11 protein-coding genes and 1 riboswitch are annotated in these 17,199 nt (G+C 30.4%); of the genes, 1 reads left to right on the forward strand and 10 read right to left on the reverse strand.

Annotated elements, in window-relative coordinates; all coding sequences use genetic code 11:
• Nucleotides 1-10: 10 nt before the first annotated feature.
• Nucleotides 11-3,178: a type II CRISPR RNA-guided endonuclease Cas9 gene (gene cas9 / locus UMR38_02955; GenBank protein ID MEC9484819.1), complete on the reverse strand. Its 3,168-nt coding sequence runs from the start codon at nt 3,176-3,178 to the stop codon at nt 11-13.
• A gap of 247 nt (nt 3,179-3,425) precedes the next feature.
• Nucleotides 3,426-3,533: riboswitch (SAM riboswitch) on the forward strand.
• A gap of 42 nt (nt 3,534-3,575) precedes the next feature.
• Here cas9 and UMR38_02960 point away from each other — a divergent pair.
• Nucleotides 3,576-4,394, forward strand: a complete 819-nt coding sequence (locus UMR38_02960) for a hypothetical protein (GenBank protein ID MEC9484820.1) — start codon at nt 3,576-3,578, stop codon at nt 4,392-4,394.
• 109 nt (nt 4,395-4,503) lie between these two features.
• On the opposite strand, the gene UMR38_02965 is transcribed toward UMR38_02960, so the two are convergent.
• The 9 genes from UMR38_02965 to UMR38_03005 form a co-directional block, all read right to left on the reverse strand.
• Nucleotides 4,504-5,031: a hypothetical protein gene (locus UMR38_02965; GenBank protein MEC9484821.1), complete on the reverse strand. Its 528-nt coding sequence runs from the start codon at nt 5,029-5,031 to the stop codon at nt 4,504-4,506.
• 167 nt (nt 5,032-5,198) lie between these two features.
• Complete coding sequence (locus UMR38_02970) at nt 5,199-6,665, reverse strand: HNH endonuclease signature motif containing protein (protein MEC9484822.1); 1,467 nt, start codon at nt 6,663-6,665, stop codon at nt 5,199-5,201.
• A gap of 45 nt (nt 6,666-6,710) precedes the next feature.
• Entirely contained in the window at nt 6,711-7,457 is a 747-nt protein-coding gene (locus UMR38_02975; GenBank protein ID MEC9484823.1) for a nuclease-related domain-containing protein, read from the reverse strand.
• A gap of 28 nt (nt 7,458-7,485) precedes the next feature.
• Nucleotides 7,486-7,812, reverse strand: a complete 327-nt coding sequence (locus tag UMR38_02980) for a nucleotide pyrophosphohydrolase (GenBank protein ID MEC9484824.1) — start codon at nt 7,810-7,812, stop codon at nt 7,486-7,488.
• The gene (locus tag UMR38_02985) at nt 7,799-9,427 is read right to left on the reverse strand and encodes a DNA/RNA helicase domain-containing protein (GenBank protein MEC9484825.1); all 1,629 of its coding nucleotides are present in this window, start codon (nt 9,425-9,427) and stop codon (nt 7,799-7,801) included. Before UMR38_02985 ends, UMR38_02980 begins: the two co-directional genes overlap by 14 nt.
• A gap of 233 nt (nt 9,428-9,660) precedes the next feature.
• Entirely contained in the window at nt 9,661-10,983 is a 1,323-nt protein-coding gene (locus UMR38_02990; protein ID MEC9484826.1) for a DUF3883 domain-containing protein, read from the reverse strand.
• Nucleotides 10,984-11,179: 196 nt separating this feature from the next.
• On the reverse strand, nt 11,180-11,362 hold the full coding sequence (locus UMR38_02995; protein ID MEC9484827.1) for a nucleoside triphosphate pyrophosphohydrolase: 183 nt from the start codon (nt 11,360-11,362) through the stop codon (nt 11,180-11,182).
• A 4-nt stretch (nt 11,363-11,366) separates the two neighbouring features.
• Nucleotides 11,367-12,326, reverse strand: coding sequence for an HNH endonuclease domain-containing protein (locus UMR38_03000; GenBank protein MEC9484828.1), 960 nt, complete (start codon nt 12,324-12,326; stop codon nt 11,367-11,369).
• Between the two features lie 44 nt (nt 12,327-12,370).
• The gene (locus UMR38_03005; GenBank protein ID MEC9484829.1) at nt 12,371-17,116 is read right to left on the reverse strand and encodes a RecQ family ATP-dependent DNA helicase; all 4,746 of its coding nucleotides are present in this window, start codon (nt 17,114-17,116) and stop codon (nt 12,371-12,373) included.
• Between the last annotated feature and the right edge of the window lie 83 nt (nt 17,117-17,199).

Genomic DNA, 17,199 nt, shown 5'->3' on the forward strand with positions numbered 1-17,199 from the left:
TAATACCATGTTACACACGCAATTTCAATATTTCATTATTAATTTTTCTATACTGCCCAATTGGACTTACTGCATATTTTTCAATTTTTTGTATATTTTTTGATATAGTCTTTAATAACCTTTTAGATGAAATGTGATTAATATACTTTAACTCAATAATATTATTAGAGTCATTGTTTATGCCATTAAACTTGTAATATTTTGGGCGTGCATTTTTTTGAAGCCATTTGATGATTTCATTTTTGTGTAATGAAAACAAAAATCTTGCTTCTTTAGAAATTTCCTTTTCTTTTAGTTTTTCTTGATAAACTTCTTCACTAACCTTAAATCCCTTTCTAAATGGTTTTAGATCATAATATCTAATCGTTACAAACTTATAATCTCCATTCGGTTCTTGGTATAAGTCTAATCGGTAGGCAGAAATTTTTTGCAACACAACTTTTTTATCAGTTTTATAATTAGAAGATATGTCAAGGTGATTCCCTAATTTTTTAGTTAAACATTTAACAAAAGTAATTTCTGGGCCATTATTTTGTTTAGCATATTTGGTGATTTTCTTACCTTGATTTTCTTGAAATGCTAAGAAGGGTTCTTTTTCTGTTTGATATTGTTTATAAGCCTTAATAAGTTTATCGTATGTCTTTCTATCATGTTTGTAGACAAGACATCTTTCTTTTTCCTTAATTAAGCGACGTTCAATATCCTTTGCTTTCATTTCATAAATATTATATTTTTGCACTACATATTCTTCATCTTGATGCACTCTTGTTGAATATATTGTCTCATTTGAAAACGCACGATTTACTTTTTTGTCGACTTTCCAAGCAAAGTTAATGTCATCATCAGTAATGTCGCCAAGTGTCGCTAGTCGTTCGACAAATGAATAATCTAAAATAGGGTTTTTATAGTAAAGTTCTCCTGTTTCTTCATCCATCTCTTGGTTACGTTCATCGATGATTAACTGTTTCAACAATTTTTGTTCTGAAAGCATTGCGACAATCAAAGCATCAATGGCATGGTGTCGATAATAATCACGATCTTTATGAAGTGGATTATCCATATCTTTAAGTAACTGTTTTCCATACTCATAAGCTGCTCTACTTCTAAACAAAGATGTATGTTTCCCTTTAACAGTAAATACTTTGGTATCAATATTATTGCTTTTATAATAATTTCTTAAAGACGTCATAAATTGTCTCACAGAATATGAAGTGTCAACAAGGTTTCTTGCTAGAAACTCTTCTTTAACATCAAATTTATTGACATCTTGTGCGAATAAGAGTAATTCTCTCTTGCGCTTTTTACCTTTATAATTTGAATTACCATTAATATGTTTTTTAAATTCAGTAAAGGTTGTTATTTTTCCATATGCTAACCCACGAGTGAAATACTCAAATGGTGTTTTATTGCCTTTTAGTTGATTTACTTTTCCTTCGACTAAAACTTTATTATTTTGAGAATTATCTAATGAAATGGAATATGGGATTATATGGTCAATTTCATAATCATCCGTTTGGTTAGCAATTGCTTTCAAGCTTAAGGCATTTCCTGTATAGGCGCATTTCCCATTTTGCTCCTCATACAACATCACTTTTTGTACCATTCGATTACTCATACGATCAGAACTATACTCACCAAGTATTTCTTTAGCTTTGTTACGTAAGTCTTCAAAGTATTTCTGTGTTTTCTGAATTCTACGACGTTGTTCAGCTGAATTTCTATCTCGAGTAGTTTCAATGACTACCTTATCAAAATTACCATACTTCTTTTGCAAAGCTTTTAGCACCTTAATCGCCTCACGCTGTACGCGCTTGACCACAGGCGACATTGGTTGTGTTTCATCAATATCTAACGATGTTTTACCCTGATCTTTTTTTAGATTTAAGCTCTCAATTAACTGCATTTGGTTTTGTAGTGTCGTCATCATTTCTTTATTTAACAAGTAAATAGCTTTAAATGATAGTCGATGGTACTGTGTATATCCTGGTAATGTTGCAATGGCTTTATATAGCGTTTCATTATCAATAAATTCAGCTAATTTTTCTAGTCGCTCAGATTCAGTTTTATGACTAGTTAAGATTTCAGCTATTCGATCCACTACTGTTTCATTTAAGTAAAGATCTGAATCAAGTTTTTTACATAATTTTGCTAGCCTATTATAATCACTAAAATCTGTCATTATTGGTTTATTACTTTTGTTGGTCCTAAACCCTGTAATATTTCGTTCATCTAAATCAAAAAACTTTGCCAAAGCCTTTGCGGGATTACTTTTCGGACTTAAATATCCCTTTTCTTTTATTACATCAATGACTTTCATTTTTTTCTCTTCGGTCCATTCAAAATCTTCATTAATAAAAGATAAATTATTTAATTCATTTAATAAGTTAAATTTCAAAGCAGAAAAAGCACTACTTGGTGCGCGTAACTCATCATCATATATAGAACATTTACCACGCATTTCTTCAATTAAATTTACTTTATATATCTTCCCTTCATCATCTTTTCTATAGCGCCCATAAGGGGTTGGTGATGTTTTTGATCCCGGCCCATCTGAATAATGTCGTTTTCGCTTAATTAATTCAATTATTTTATCTTTAGCCGATTCAGATAATGTCTGGTTTTTCAATATTGCTTTTGTTTCTTTAATATAGTCTTCTGTTCTAAAATTATTTGTCTCACCACGAACTTTTTGATGGTTTAACAGTCGGTCTAATTGCACTTCACAAACATACTTATCTGCTTTATCAAGCTGTTTTGTATTGTTCTGTAAGACACCCTTCATTTTTTTTGCTTCATCATCTGAATCATCCGTAATTACAATATCTAGTGATGACCCTCTACGTTTCACAATATGTAATAATGCAGTGGCGAGTTCACGATTGTTTAATTTTTCATTTAATCCTTTGACACGAATGTGATAAGGATTATCTAAATGAACAAAGTTATCATCAATTATATTTTCTCTTTTCAGCAATCGCTTCATTTCAACTATACGCTGTTTTCGACGTCGCTTAACTCTTCTAGACCCTCTTTTTTCTCTTCGTTTAGCATTAAGATCTTTGTCGGCCTCATCAAATAATCTCACTCCGCAATCAACTACTTCTTTTTCATGATTAATAATTCCCCAACCTACTGAAGTTATACCTAAATCAAATCCCAAAATTAATCCATTACTCATTGGCCTCATCCTTTCTTTTTCCTTCAAAAAATAATACTTAATTTATTTTGTTAATATATAAAAATAAAAAACTCCCCTTACAAGAAGTGATATAAAAACTATTGATTTGTTTTTTCCCTCCCCTATAATTTTAATTTTATCATATGGGCACCTTGCATACAAGAAATTATCTAAAGTACACTCTTGATAAACATAATGCATTTCTAAAGTTGAATTGTTTTTAATATTAAAACCTGTTATAATATAATTACCATAAAGAGTGTACGAGAGAGAGGCTCTATGACTACACAGCAACCTACTTTGACTAAAGCAAGGTGCTAATTCCTTACAGATGGCTCTTTTTTTATTAGGATAGATCCACTTAAAGGGATTAGTACCAATAAGAAAGGAAAGTATTATGAAAATAACGATCATTGATCCCTTTGTATCCGAACGCTATCATTTTCCTAGACATATATTCAAATTGAATGGCAAGAAATTATGGCGTGGATTTGGCAAGACCTCTGAGCATATTGTAGATGGCATTCCTAAACTCGAATTTAAACATATTAGTAAAATTTATCGAAACTATAAACCGATAAGGATTGAAAAGAACAAAGATTGTCTAATTAAAATCAAATGGATGATTCCTCTATTTACTTACCGGTATACTATTTATTACTGGGAAACAAACACGCCACCTTCACCATTAGGTCAACCACTGACACTAGAAGAACGAATAAAAAACACTACGAAATCTATAAATTATTATCGCCTGAGACACATCACAGATAATCTTGTAGATTATGAAGGAGACTATTTTAGATCATATGAAGATTGCACAAAATCTAACGAACCAACCGAAGTCACCATCTATGGAAAAACAATCGAAATAAAACAATACTATCAAAAGAATATATTACGTAAATATTATCCAAAGTCAGTTAAAGAAATCCCTTTTAAATCATATCGGTTTAATTTGATGCAGCTGATCAAATATGAGATAATTGACGGTAACCTTTATCGATTATGGTTTCATAAAGATATGAATGAGAAGAAAGAAATCATAATTTACAGAGGATTTGATCGTGAAAATCAAACAATCAAATATAATGGCAAAGTAGTGTTGGTTTCATCGGATAAACGACCTGAATTTGAAAGTCTTTTGAGTAAGTGGACCGAAGTTAATCAAGTGTATTATGATGTTGTTATGAGAATAATACAATCTTCTATATAAATAGCCTTATCGTATTTAAAACAACCGAGCAATTCACTAAAATCCGTGAATTGCTCGGTTGTGTCATTCTAATATATTGTTTTGTTAAAACATTACTATCGTTAACTTCTTAATCATTTATATAATGTTTAATTTTATCTTTCCATTCGGTTTTATTCATAAAAATAATATTCGTCTTATTTGGGAAAAAGAGATTATTAATAATTGGGATTAATAAAAAGATTAACCAACCTGGATGCCAAAAACTATCTCCTAGAAGTCTCAAACTATCTGGGAAAAATGCTCTAGGATAAATGATCCCAATAATAATGTATATAAAGGTAATCGATACGCTCACAACCTTACGTGCATCTATTTTCCCCTCATAGATCATATCTGATAATGGGATTAAGAAAAAGACAACCCATCCAGGATGTGCTAAATCAAATCCAAACGCTAACCATAAAAATAAAATCACAGTAATCAAGGGCATTGATTGATGTATTCTTTTCCCTAAATGATCACTGAGTAATATCCATGATAATGGCACTAAAAATAAAAAACTAAAGCCTAATTTCCAATTATCAAATACAAATCCACTCACTAATAACATAAACAGTGAGATCAGTGGCATTGTTGCGACAAGTCTTTGTTTCATTGCATATCATCTTCTTTCTCTTCAAAATAATTTAATTTCAATTTAGTTTAGAAAAATCTAATATTTTCCTATGATTTAAGAAGTAATATAACTTATTATATATCTAGTTTAGTAAATGATATATTAAAAAGGATAAATTATCCCCATACTGACTATCTTCTAATTACCTAATCATAATTTAAGTTCTTAAAAATTAATCTATGATAATCTAAATATTTTTTGTTTCCATAACTTATTGCTATTTTCATGTTCTCATTCAGATTGAGGGATGTTCTATTTGCCTTAGATAATCTATCTGAAATTAAAATTCTCCCCTCTACAGTAAATGAAATGTAGTGATTATCGAATAATTTATCGTGATTCGGGCATAAAAGTAACCCATTATCTTCATCCAAATGTTCACCATCTTTACAATCTTTCCAGGGTTTTATGTGACTTGCAATTAAAAACTCTGGATTTTCTACCCCGCACAGGACACATTTATTGTTAAATTTATCTAATATAAGATTTCTATATTGGCTCTGACCTACTCTAGATTTTATGAGAGTTTCTTTATATTTATCAGGAACATCTTCTAAATCTTTTTCAATTTTCTCTTTCAATCCTTGTTTGTCATAAAGACTAGGCCCCTTGTATTGATTAATATATCTAATAACTTTTACATTATATTTAGGATCACCGTACCAAATATTTGCTTGACCTATCTTATCACAATTAAACGTTCTCTCTTTTTCAGGAAGTAAAGTAGCATCTTCGACAGCACATTCAATGTAATACCCTGCTTCCTCCTCTTCTCCTCTATCATTAATAAACCTTCGTTTTTCATTATTTAAGGCCTGCTGCTTTCGGTATAGTTTAGCATTTCTGTACCAACCGGTAATTACTCTACCTTTTATATCATCAGTGCTTACCCATATAATGTTAACACCTTCAATAAAATCCTCATGAGATTTAGCTCCTAACCTCTCAATTCTAATCTTTGCTTGTTTAAATTTATCTATTGAGTTTTTAAATCTCACATTCGGATTCCCTGGTGGTGGTTGAACAAACCCATAATATATCCCATTAATTTCTTTAAAATTAAATAGTTCATCCCCAATGCCATGCTCCGCAACATATTTTCCACCATGAACTGATGGTGTTTCCTCGGGTCCTTGATATAGTTTCATAGGAGCAACATTACAAAATAGAATAGGAGACATTTCTTCTTCAAAATTATAGTTATCACAATGTTCTTCTATACTGGATATGTAGTTATTCAATTCTTCTTTTTTATCAACTTTTATAGGTCCTTGCGGTGCTGAATTTAATCCATTCATTTTTAGAGACTCTAAAGATAACTTTTCATCATCAAATGTTCTAATTAATTTGAATCTTGCAAAGGTATTTGCCTTTCTGTTTTTTTGTTCTTTCTTCCAATATTCCCAATCAGTTTTCATTTCATGAAAGGGAATATTGATTTTTTCTACAACACACTTAAACATTATTTTTTGATAAGGTCTAGTTGAGTAAATATACACAGTATCTCCTACTTTGTATTTTGTGTTATTCATTCTCCAATCAATAATTTTATTATCATAAAATGCTTTAAAGTGATCGTAAATGTTAGGATTAGCAGATATTAGCCATTTCATGTTATCTATCCTCCTATAGAATGGTAGTGTAACTTAAACTTCTAGTTAGTTCTCTCCGACTAGTGCTTTAACTTGCTCAATATGTTTTATCTTAACATCTTCTGGCATGTTACATTGCTTAACTAAATCAATTAGATATGCTTCTTTCATATCTATTGTAAGTATATCAATATCTCGTCGTTCTTTATTTTTAACAAATTTAATTGCATCACGATATTGAAATACATTGTGATTCTTGCCAACATTAATCTTGCTGAGTTTGCTATTATTTGAGAAGACTGTTACTGGAATAATTGAATCACTTTTGATACTAAGATACTTTTCAATTGCCTTTGTGTGCACATAATTTTGACGTAGCGGATTATAAAACTTATTCTTTACCCATTTATTTAAGACTTGAGTCCAATATCTATCTCTTTCCGAACCGTATATGTATCCTGAATAATTTTTCATTTCAAATACATATATACCTTTTGTTGAAACTGCGATTACATCAATCTCAGTTGAATCAGTATTAACATTTTCTAAATAAATATTGGTCAGTACAGATTTTTTATCAAAGGTTCTTATCAATTTCCTATACAAAATAAATTCCCCATAGTTTCCTTTATCAAAATAGGTTTTTATAAAACTATTTCCTGATTTTTCTTTGTACCTTGATGTATAAAATGTGATTAAATCAAACGAAAATACTATAATTCTAAATATTAATTTTATGATAGTTTTAATAATCAATATGATTAATAATACTAGTTGTTCAGCTGTATCTTGTTTTTTTCTTCTTCTGGCCATAGTTGTATTCCTTACTTTTATTAATGTCTTATAACTTGGTATATTTTTTTGAAGAACCGTATGCTTTACTTACAGGGTACTTCTTTTTATTGTCTTCAATCTTACGATGTGTCTCTTTTATTAAATCAATGTCTAAATCATGACATAGCAATAATAGATATCCAAAGATATCCGCAACTTCATCTTTGACATTGTCTATATCAGCATGTTCATTTCCCCACTGATAGTTTTCTAATAGTTCAGTGGCTTCTATGACAATACTTTTTGTTAGGTTCTCTGGTGTGTGAAATTGTTTCCAATCACGCTCTTCTCTAAACTGTTTAAGTTTTTGTAGTAGCTCATTAATTTCTTTCATCTTGCACCTCTTTTAAGCTGTTTTCTAAATATGTTCTAAAATTTTTGTTACATGCATACATGTAAATACCTTGTATCCCACGCGTCATCATCGTAACATAGATATTTTGAATATATTGTTTTAGATATTCTAAATTTTTGATACTCGCTTTCCCATTACGATCGTAGTATTTATCTTTATCAATTACGATTGTTTTATTGATATGATCATAATCAATTTCTTCACCAAATATCAAAAATACATAGTTTAAATCATACCCTTGAATAGTATGGATACAACCCACTTCATGAATAGCATTTTCTGAATTTGGCCAATCGACTTGTTCAACATTCCATTGTTTTTGAATACCTTCTATTTGGATATCAAATAGGGATGTATCTTTTTTAGATATCCAATCAAATGAATAACCTGAAACCATTCTTGTTAATCCATACTCTTTTTCCTTTTGATACAACATATTATTAAATGTTTTAAACGAGTAAAACAACTGTACATCATATGATTCTATATCATAAGGTCCTCTAATGCGATTATGCATTAAATCTCTAGCGTAACGAATAAATTCATTGCCACCTTTAACACGATGTTGTTGTTCTAAGGAATAGGTTGTTATCGGTCGGTCATCTAATTCATCAACTTTTAATTCTTCAAACTTATTTTTTGGTATATCAGTCGGCTTAATGGATTGATTCGCATCATAAAATAAGATTTGATGTTTAGATTGTTGTAAGATCCAATCTAATTGATCACCTTTGTCTTTACTTAAACTCAAGTAATCATTAACTTTGTCAAAGGTATGATATTCTCCTCCCGCAGATAGGTTTTGTCGTCTTTTTAAACGGTGGGCTTCATCAACAATCAAGACAGTATAATCATGTTTTACTACTTGACTAGGTTTAATAATGTTTTTAGCATATAAACCATCAATACTTTTTGCAACGTTTCTCAATGTTTTGTACAAGGAGTCCATTGATACAACTAACGCAACATTATGACGCCCATATTGTTTCGCCAATTGTTTTAAAAAATACATTGCTAAGACAGTTTTTCCAGTTCCTGGATTTCCTTCAATAAAGGAAATTGAGCGACCTTCTTCTTTTATATCACTCATTACCATCTTAGAAATAGCAAATTGTTCTATTGATAATGACTTGTATGGTGAAAATTTAAACAGATCTGAATTTTCGATCTCAAAGACTGTTTTATCTGCAAGGTGTTTTGCTCTTAGTTTATCCCATATTGGTTCAACCAAACTTAAATACTGTGAGCGATCATAATATTCTTGATTACCAATTCCTCCATTAGCATTCAATATCTTAAACTTATTATCAGCCGCAAAGTAATTAATCAACTTAGCCTCAATATCCAAAACAGCTGATTTGTTAAATGTATCATTAACGATACAATGAGATCTATTTAAATGGCTTCTTGTAGGATTATCTAAATGTTGTTTCATACGTCTTCTGAAATTATTCGTTTCACCAACATATAATTCTTTACCGTTTTCTAGTAAATATACGACAGGCCAGTTATCACCTTTAGAGAACGATTGTTCACTAGAGTCTTTTGTTGAATCAAATGCACCTTTGTTAAACTTGAACTCTTTTATATGCATAGGCCCCTCCAATCAAGAGTTATTATTTATCATTATGTGTATTTTACCATGAGTGTGTGATTCATTCAATGTTACTATGAGTTTACTAGTTTGCTATTTCCATTTCTATATTTTTTATTAAAACCATGACATATATTAAACTTAAATAAATCTATAGCTCAGGAACATTGAACACACTGATAATTATTTGTAATCAATCAAAAACAATCATAAGGATTATTGCTCTTCCTAATTCATTCTTTTATATATGCTTTGTATGAACTTGGTATTAACTCACACTCTTCTTCTAGTGATCCATTGAACTTGTAAAACATTGGTTGATTTGAATCTAAATTATAAACGCGGTAAATCCAATAATTATCTTTCTTTTCAATCGAAGTATCCACTTCATTTTTACTCACATCAAAAGGATGGCTTTTACCTAAAGTGGTGCCTTTAACTTCAATATACTTATCATTGCCATTTTCATCAAAAGATAGAATATCATACCCAAAATTATCAGCTTCTTTTGCGACCCACTTTACTTTATTGGCTAAATCTTCTCTGCCAATACTTATGAGATAATTCTTCTCATAAGCTTCTACTAGTTTTTCTGCAAAATACCCTTTTTTAATATCTCTTTCTGCTTTTTTAAGATAATCTGTTTTCTTATAACGAACTCTTTTCTTATTTGTGTTTGGTTTATTTGATTTTATGGGTGGGGCATCTTCGATTATCATCATGTCTGCTTCTGATAACCCTTCTGCTTCTAGAATTGATTCAAGTATTGTTTCTTCATCTTCTGAAATTTCAAAGATATCATCAATATGATCTGATTTATATTCATCACTAATAAATTGATTTAGATATCTTCCTAATTCATTACTAATCTTAAATAAGTACCCTACATTCCCATTTCCAGTTTCTTTTTTAAAGGGACTATATTTATCCGTAAGCATAGGTCGGATAATATCAATATGATCTTTAATTTTGATACCATCATCAACCATGTAGTAATCTACATCAACTAACCATCCTTCATTAATCCAAAGATCATTGTCAAATGGGTTAGGAGCAAGAATGGCTTTCTTTTCAACAATACCTTTTGCATTGACACGATTATTCACAATACTAAAAACAATATCTCCAGGCTGACAAGCAGTTAAATTTTTCCAATGAAATTTGGGATCAGATCCATTTTTACTCTTTCTAGGCGCCCATAAAATACCTTCTTTGTACTCCTCTTTATAAGTTTTGCCTTGGAAAACTATAAAATACTGCGGACCTTCTTGCTTGGAATTTTTGATTAGCCTAAATTCTTGATTTGGAGTGACCTTCTCATATTTTGATTCAAATAAGTATTCTCCAGAATGCATCGCAATATCACTGTCTTTTGAATATTTGTAAATGGTGTCTCGAATCTTCGCCTTTTTGGCAGTTTCACTAGCATAATTGTTAAAAATCGCTTGACTATTTTGACTATCAATAATATGATTCTGTATATTATTGAGCTTTACAAAGCCTTTATGAACTAAATAATTTTTCACCAAGTTTATAATTGTTTGTTCTTGTGTCATAGTGTATTACCCCTTTTTAGAATCAATAATTTTCCACTAGCATATTTGTTTCACATGCTTTCATCAACATGTAACAAGTACACTTTATCTTGAAATTTTCCCTTTTTTATATTTTTATCTTTTCTAGTCTTCTCGATAACTTCTTCACTAATTTTCATTACAGTAATTATATGCGACAATACTTCCTTAATGTCAGCTAACTCCTCGATAATATTTTTTGAGTTTTTGCTTCTATTAATTCTTGCGATTCCTCAATTAATTTTCTCTTTAATTCATGTACATATTCTGAATCAGACAATATTTTTGTTTTACAGTTCTTTCCTGCTTTTTCTATAATATCCGGTATGCCATCTCGAACGAGTTTATTATAAACTTTCATTAACCTATCCTTTCATATTGATATACAGTTTTTCTAATGAGTGATGCGTTAAAGAATATTCAATTTTTTTCCTTAATTTGTGGTTATCATGAATTGATTCCATTAATTCACTATTTCGCTTTTTGAGTTTCTCTATTTCCACTTTAGTAGGTGGTCTATTCCCTTTTTTCATATTGGTAGTAGATTTCGTTACGACCAAGTTCCAAATTTCGTTCGTATAAATGAAACTCCATGGAATCACATGATCAATATGGATATCTTTTATATCAATGACTTCACCGGTATAAAAATCTCTAACCTGTTCTTTATGATAATATTTTAACAATAAATTTTTATACTTTCTGAGGCTACTTCTTTTAATTTTCCTTTCAGAAGCTGCGTTTACTTTCTGTGAAATTTTAGGTGCTAAGTTAAATCTTTCTAGTAGTTGTGCCCATTTATAGTTTAATAGTTTTGATAAGACAAATGCATACTCTTTCAAAGTTGCTATATCTGTCTGTTTGAACACTAAAAGTCTTTCTTTATCTAAAATTTCATAAATCATTAAAGTGCCTGTTTTAACGTTCCTGAATCTTGGGCAAACATTTATACGTGCATTAGATAGAATTTTAGATATAACTTTTTTTAATAAGCGAGCATCTTTGTAGAAAAATGCCTCAACTTCATTCCATGGTTTTGGGTATGTATCAACTTCATTTTTGTAATACTCAATCAATACCTTTACTTGTTTTAGTATCACTGGGTTCTTCCCTTGGGATAGTCCAAAGAAGAAAGTTTGATTCCAATAATACTTGATCATCTTTAATGCTATATCAGACTGTTTCATAATGACATTATCATCTTCTATAGAATACTCATTTAAATACGCACATTCAATAATGCCTCTTCCCCAAGCAGTTTTATATGTATTATCATTTTTCATTTCTTCAATAATTTTAATCCATTGCGATAAATAATTTTCCATGAAACACCTCCATATAGCATAGGTCTAACATTTTATCTTATTGATTAATTCTCTTTTTGATATATTACGCGGGGTAAAGGTATCCAATAATATTTATCGCTGTCACTATCGTACCATTTCACAATATATTTAACATATGCCTTAGATAGTCTATATCCTTTTTCTAACTTGCTTTCTATATCTTCTTTCATTTTATTAGAAAAATATAAGGCATCCTTACCTAAGTATGTTAACTTATTCTCCTCAACATTAAGTTCTGTCCCTGTGTTTATCTTATTCATTATATGTTGAATATATTTGCCGCCACCGAGATTCACATCATATAATGTCATTTGAACACTTAGAGATTGTGGTCGCTCATATATTTTTTGATCTTGAGTTATTTTAGAATATGGCAAATCATCAAATAAGTCAGTATTTGTTAATATTACAAGGTTACTTTTTGCTCTTGTCATAGAGACATATAATGCTCTTAAGGTTTCTTGATCATGCATTTCTTTATCTACAAGAAGAAACACATTCTCAAACTCTCTTCCTTTCGATTTATGCATTGTTGAAACGGTGATTATACCGTTTTTTTCTTTGTATAAATCTTGTAAGTGCATTTCATCTAAATAGGTTTCTAAATCAACTCGGTACTTTTGATTAGGATATAATACATCAAATCCTAAAATGAGATTTTTAAGGTTTTCATGTAAATGATTATCTTTTTTACTTTTTAAGAACATTTGCGTTAATTCTTTCCATCGTCTTTTAGAAATCACATTATTATCTGAATCAAATAACCTTTTTAACTCATCGACCTCTTTTAACATCGATAAACGGTAGTTAGCATTATCTTGTATTAACGAGACATGAATACCGTGATCATCAAGTTCTCCAGCAATAATTTCAGATTGTTCATTTGTTGGCGTTAAAATTGCGGTTGTTTTTTTACTATCCATACTTTTAATCATATTTAATAATGGTGAATATAAGTATTCTGACTGGTACTTATAGAGCAAGATATTTCCATCTTCTTTAGTGTAAGATACACCAGATTTCTCTTTAAATCGGTCTTTTATTTTACGAACAAATTTCTGCGTAAAATCAACTAAATTTGCTTTGCTTCTAAAGTTTATACTTAACTCATATATTCTAGCGCCTTGCTTTGTGAGATCATAAAAATATTTAGCGTTTGATCCTCTAAAGGCATAGATGTTTTGATCATCATCTCCAACTGCGATTATTTTAAGGCCGTTGTTCCATTCCATTAATGCTTTAATTAATTCATAGTCCGACTTACTCATGTCTTGTGCTTCATCAATGACTAGTGTCGTTTTATTAACTATGCTTTCAACAACATTTTTCTGTTCAATTTTAGCAATAGCACGCTTGAAAAGTTTATCATTATAATCAATGTTTCCAACCTCCCCTAACACATCAAAACAAAATGAGTGAAATGTCTTGATATCCACATAATTAGCTTTTGGACCAATCAAGTTATAGAGTCTTTTTTTAAATACAATCGTGGCCGAGCGGCTAAATGTTAGCATCAATAATTGGTTAACTTTGACATCTTCAAGTTCTATTAACGAGGCAAGTTTATGGACTAATAATGTTGTTTTACCACTTCCTGGGCCTGCTAGTACAACAATATTTTCTTCTTTAGAGTTAATAATAGCTTGTTGTTCATTTGTTAAGGTTTTAAACAATTCATCATACTTACCCTGAGTCATGGGTCGATTAATAAAGTTTTTATACTCATCTGTGATATATTTATCCTCAAAGGCTTGATAAGATAAGTTAAAATAATCATCAACTAATTCTAATCCTTTTTGTTTATCTTCTTGCATGACACTAACAAAATGAATCAGTAGATGGACTTTCTTAATTTTATTCTGATAATACCGTTTAAAATAATCATAGTCTTCATCTTTATATAATGTCCGAGCGCCTTGTTCAATCCGCTTTATTTTCATTGGGTTATAAAGCACTAAGAAACCACCATCTATAATGAGTGACCCAACACGGTTAATCAGTAACAGTGCTTGTTCACATTCTAGTAAACTAGTTGTTGAATTAAATAGACTAGGTTGTTCATTATAAGCGTTTTTTATTTGAACTAATGAATACCCTATAGAATCTGTATTATGTGCAGCAAATTTTTTATACGAATAATTGATAATAAATTCTGTTAAACTTGCAAGGTTGCTTATATATGTCTCTATTTCTTCCTTGGGTTTTAATAATGATAAATATCTATGATGAACTTTTCTTGGTACTCGAGTTTCTCTGATATATTTTTGTTCTGACAAAAAGTTTATGACCCGTCTAAGAGCGTAACCATCTGATGCAGGAATATGCTCTTTGATTTCTGAGTTTAGTTTTTTCAGACTATAAAAATTCTTGTCATCATCAACTAAAGCAATAAACTTACGCATGATATTGATGTAATTTGTCATTACTTTTTGTGATTTATTCTTTTTGAAGTCTGTCGGTATTTGAACAACTAAGTCATCATCATCTTTGATAAGCTTAAAATCTTTTAAAATATTAATATATCTAATAATCTCACGCTTGGTTAAATCAAGTTCATCATATAAATCATCAATCATGGTAATAGGTTTAGACCCACGCTCTATCCGTGTTGTCTTATCAGTATATAATCGTGTCATGATTCGTTGTAATTGCATCTTTTCATTATCATCAAAGTTTTTAAGTTGTTCTATCTTCTTGGTAGCTTCCTTCATCGTTTTCGGGAGAATACTAGATGCGTAAACTGTGGCAGCATTTTCCTGTCGTTCAATATATTTTGCTTTTTCTAAAGCTAAAATACATGTCTTAACTTTTGTGGTCTCATCAAAGATTGTGGTTTCTTCATCCCACCCTGTTCTACGGACAAGTTCTTTGGCTGAAATGGTTAAATGATTCTGTTGTTTAGTAGAGCTTCTAATGGCTTTCCATACCTGATTTATATCACTCTTTGTTAATTTTTGACTTGTGAGCAAACTAAAATGCGCTTCAACATCTTTTTCATCATATAAGATGTGACATTGAGCATCAATATTAGGATCACGTCCACCACGGCCTGCTTCTTGCATATAATCTTCAATTGTTGAGGACACCTGGTAATGAATAACAAATGCCACATCACTTTTATCCACACCCATACCAAATGCAGAAGTTGCAACAATAATATTTACATCACCTTGACTAAAAGCTAATTGATACTGATTCTTTCTTTCTATTTCCATTCCACCATGATAAGATCGTGCAGTAAATCCACTATCATTTAACTCATCAGCAACTTTTTCGGCACTTTTACGTCGTGTTGTATAAATGATAACTGGCTTATTTCTATTATCTTCTAATAAATCCTTGATATATATCATTTTTTCTTTATGACCATCACATTTCTTAACATAAAAATGCAAATTATGTCGTCTTGTATTGGCTCTATAAACTTCCATATCAATACCTAAATTAGACTTAAAGTAATCTTGAATATCCTCAATAACTTCTTCCTTAGCAGTCGCTGTGAAACACGATACTGGTATGGTCTTATTTTTCAGACTTTCTTCTTGTAGGTTTTTGATGAATGTTGCAATATATAAATAGTCCACTCTAAAATCATGTCCCCATGTTGAAAAACAGTGGGCTTCATCAATTACAAATCGGCTAATATTACGTTTACTTAACCGTTTAAGTGTTGATGGTGATCGTAACATCTCTGGTGCAATATAGAGTAAGTTAATTTTACCATCACGTAAATCTCTTAAAGTATTACGCCGTTCTAGTGTATTCATTGAACCATTAATTGTTCCCACATTATTAATACCTTTTTGTTTAAGGTTTTCCACCTGATCATTCATTAATGACTGTAATGGTGAGATAACAATTGTTAATCCTTTAACGTTTTCTCCCATCATTAATGCAGGTAATTGAAATGTTAAGGATTTTCCACCGGCTGTTGGAAAAATAGCTAGAATTGACTTTCCATCTATTTGGGCATTAACGGCGTTTTCTTGTAAACTTTTCCCCTCAAAGCGTCTAAAAGAATCATATCCAAAATATTGCTTTAACGCATCCTTACTATTAAAATGATCCGTACAATAACTACAATTATGGCACGGGATACCACGTAAAGTATCCATTACAAACTGATAATTATTGTATTTATGGACGACCCAATTAGGTGCGATACTCTGTTGATCAGATACATTAATAACTGCTAAACAATAGGCTAACTCTTCAGGATAGTTATGAATCAGTTGACTTATATCAACACTAGAACATATCTGTCCATTAAAGCGTTCTAAAATTAGGGTTTTAAGATTTTCAACATATGGTTTGTATCCAACGTATTTAAAAAAGTCCTTAAATGCATCACTTGACTTTAATAACGCATAGTAAATTTGTTTTAAGTTATCATCTAGACGATTCCATTCTTCTACTTCTTCAACAAATAGATGATGTGATAGACTCGCATCTACAAAAGGATCATTATTTAAATCCCGCTTTAGCTTATAGTTTTTAACCAATGAATGGTAGGGTCTTTTCGCAAACAAAAGAGCAGACAAGGGTAAGGTATCTATTACTTGCTTTATGCCTGCTTTTTTTACTTCTTTATCTATATAGCGTAAGTCATGCATCAAAACATTATGACCACAAATTGTATCATAACGTTTTATAAATTTAATGAATCCCTTATTATTCCCATGGAAATGATGATTACGGTCAACAAAAGCTCCATAATCTTTAACATTATTCTTGCCATCCACTTCTAAGTCAATAAATACGATAGCCATTATATCCCTCTTTTGTAGTGTTTTCTATATTATTATATCATAATTTTATAAAATGGTTAACCCAATAAACCAATATTCATTAA

It is taken from the genome of Candidatus Izemoplasma sp. (assembly GCA_036172455.1).
Lineage (GTDB): Bacteria > Bacillota_I > Bacilli_A > Izemoplasmatales > Izemoplasmataceae > JAIPGF01.

Bases quoted from the DNA above. Each gene is read 5' to 3' on its own strand.
- cas9 (MEC9484819.1), bottom strand. From the start codon at position 3,178: ATGAGTAATGGATTAATTTTGGGATTTGATTTAGGTATAACTTCAGTA.
- UMR38_02960 (MEC9484820.1), top strand. From the start codon at position 3,576: ATGAAAATAACGATCATTGATCCCTTTGTATCCGAACGCTATCATTTT.
- UMR38_02965 (MEC9484821.1), bottom strand. From the start codon at position 5,031: ATGAAACAAAGACTTGTCGCAACAATGCCACTGATCTCACTGTTTATG.
- UMR38_02970 (MEC9484822.1), bottom strand. From the start codon at position 6,665: ATGAAATGGCTAATATCTGCTAATCCTAACATTTACGATCACTTTAAA.
- UMR38_02975 (MEC9484823.1), bottom strand. From the start codon at position 7,457: ATGGCCAGAAGAAGAAAAAAACAAGATACAGCTGAACAACTAGTATTA.
- UMR38_02980 (MEC9484824.1), bottom strand. From the start codon at position 7,812: ATGAAAGAAATTAATGAGCTACTACAAAAACTTAAACAGTTTAGAGAA.
- UMR38_02985 (MEC9484825.1), bottom strand. From the start codon at position 9,427: ATGCATATAAAAGAGTTCAAGTTTAACAAAGGTGCATTTGATTCAACA.
- UMR38_02990 (MEC9484826.1), bottom strand. From the start codon at position 10,983: ATGACACAAGAACAAACAATTATAAACTTGGTGAAAAATTATTTAGTT.
- UMR38_02995 (MEC9484827.1), bottom strand. From the start codon at position 11,362: ATGAAAGTTTATAATAAACTCGTTCGAGATGGCATACCGGATATTATA.
- UMR38_03000 (MEC9484828.1), bottom strand. From the start codon at position 12,326: ATGGAAAATTATTTATCGCAATGGATTAAAATTATTGAAGAAATGAAA.
- UMR38_03005 (MEC9484829.1), bottom strand. From the start codon at position 17,116: ATGGCTATCGTATTTATTGACTTAGAAGTGGATGGCAAGAATAATGTT.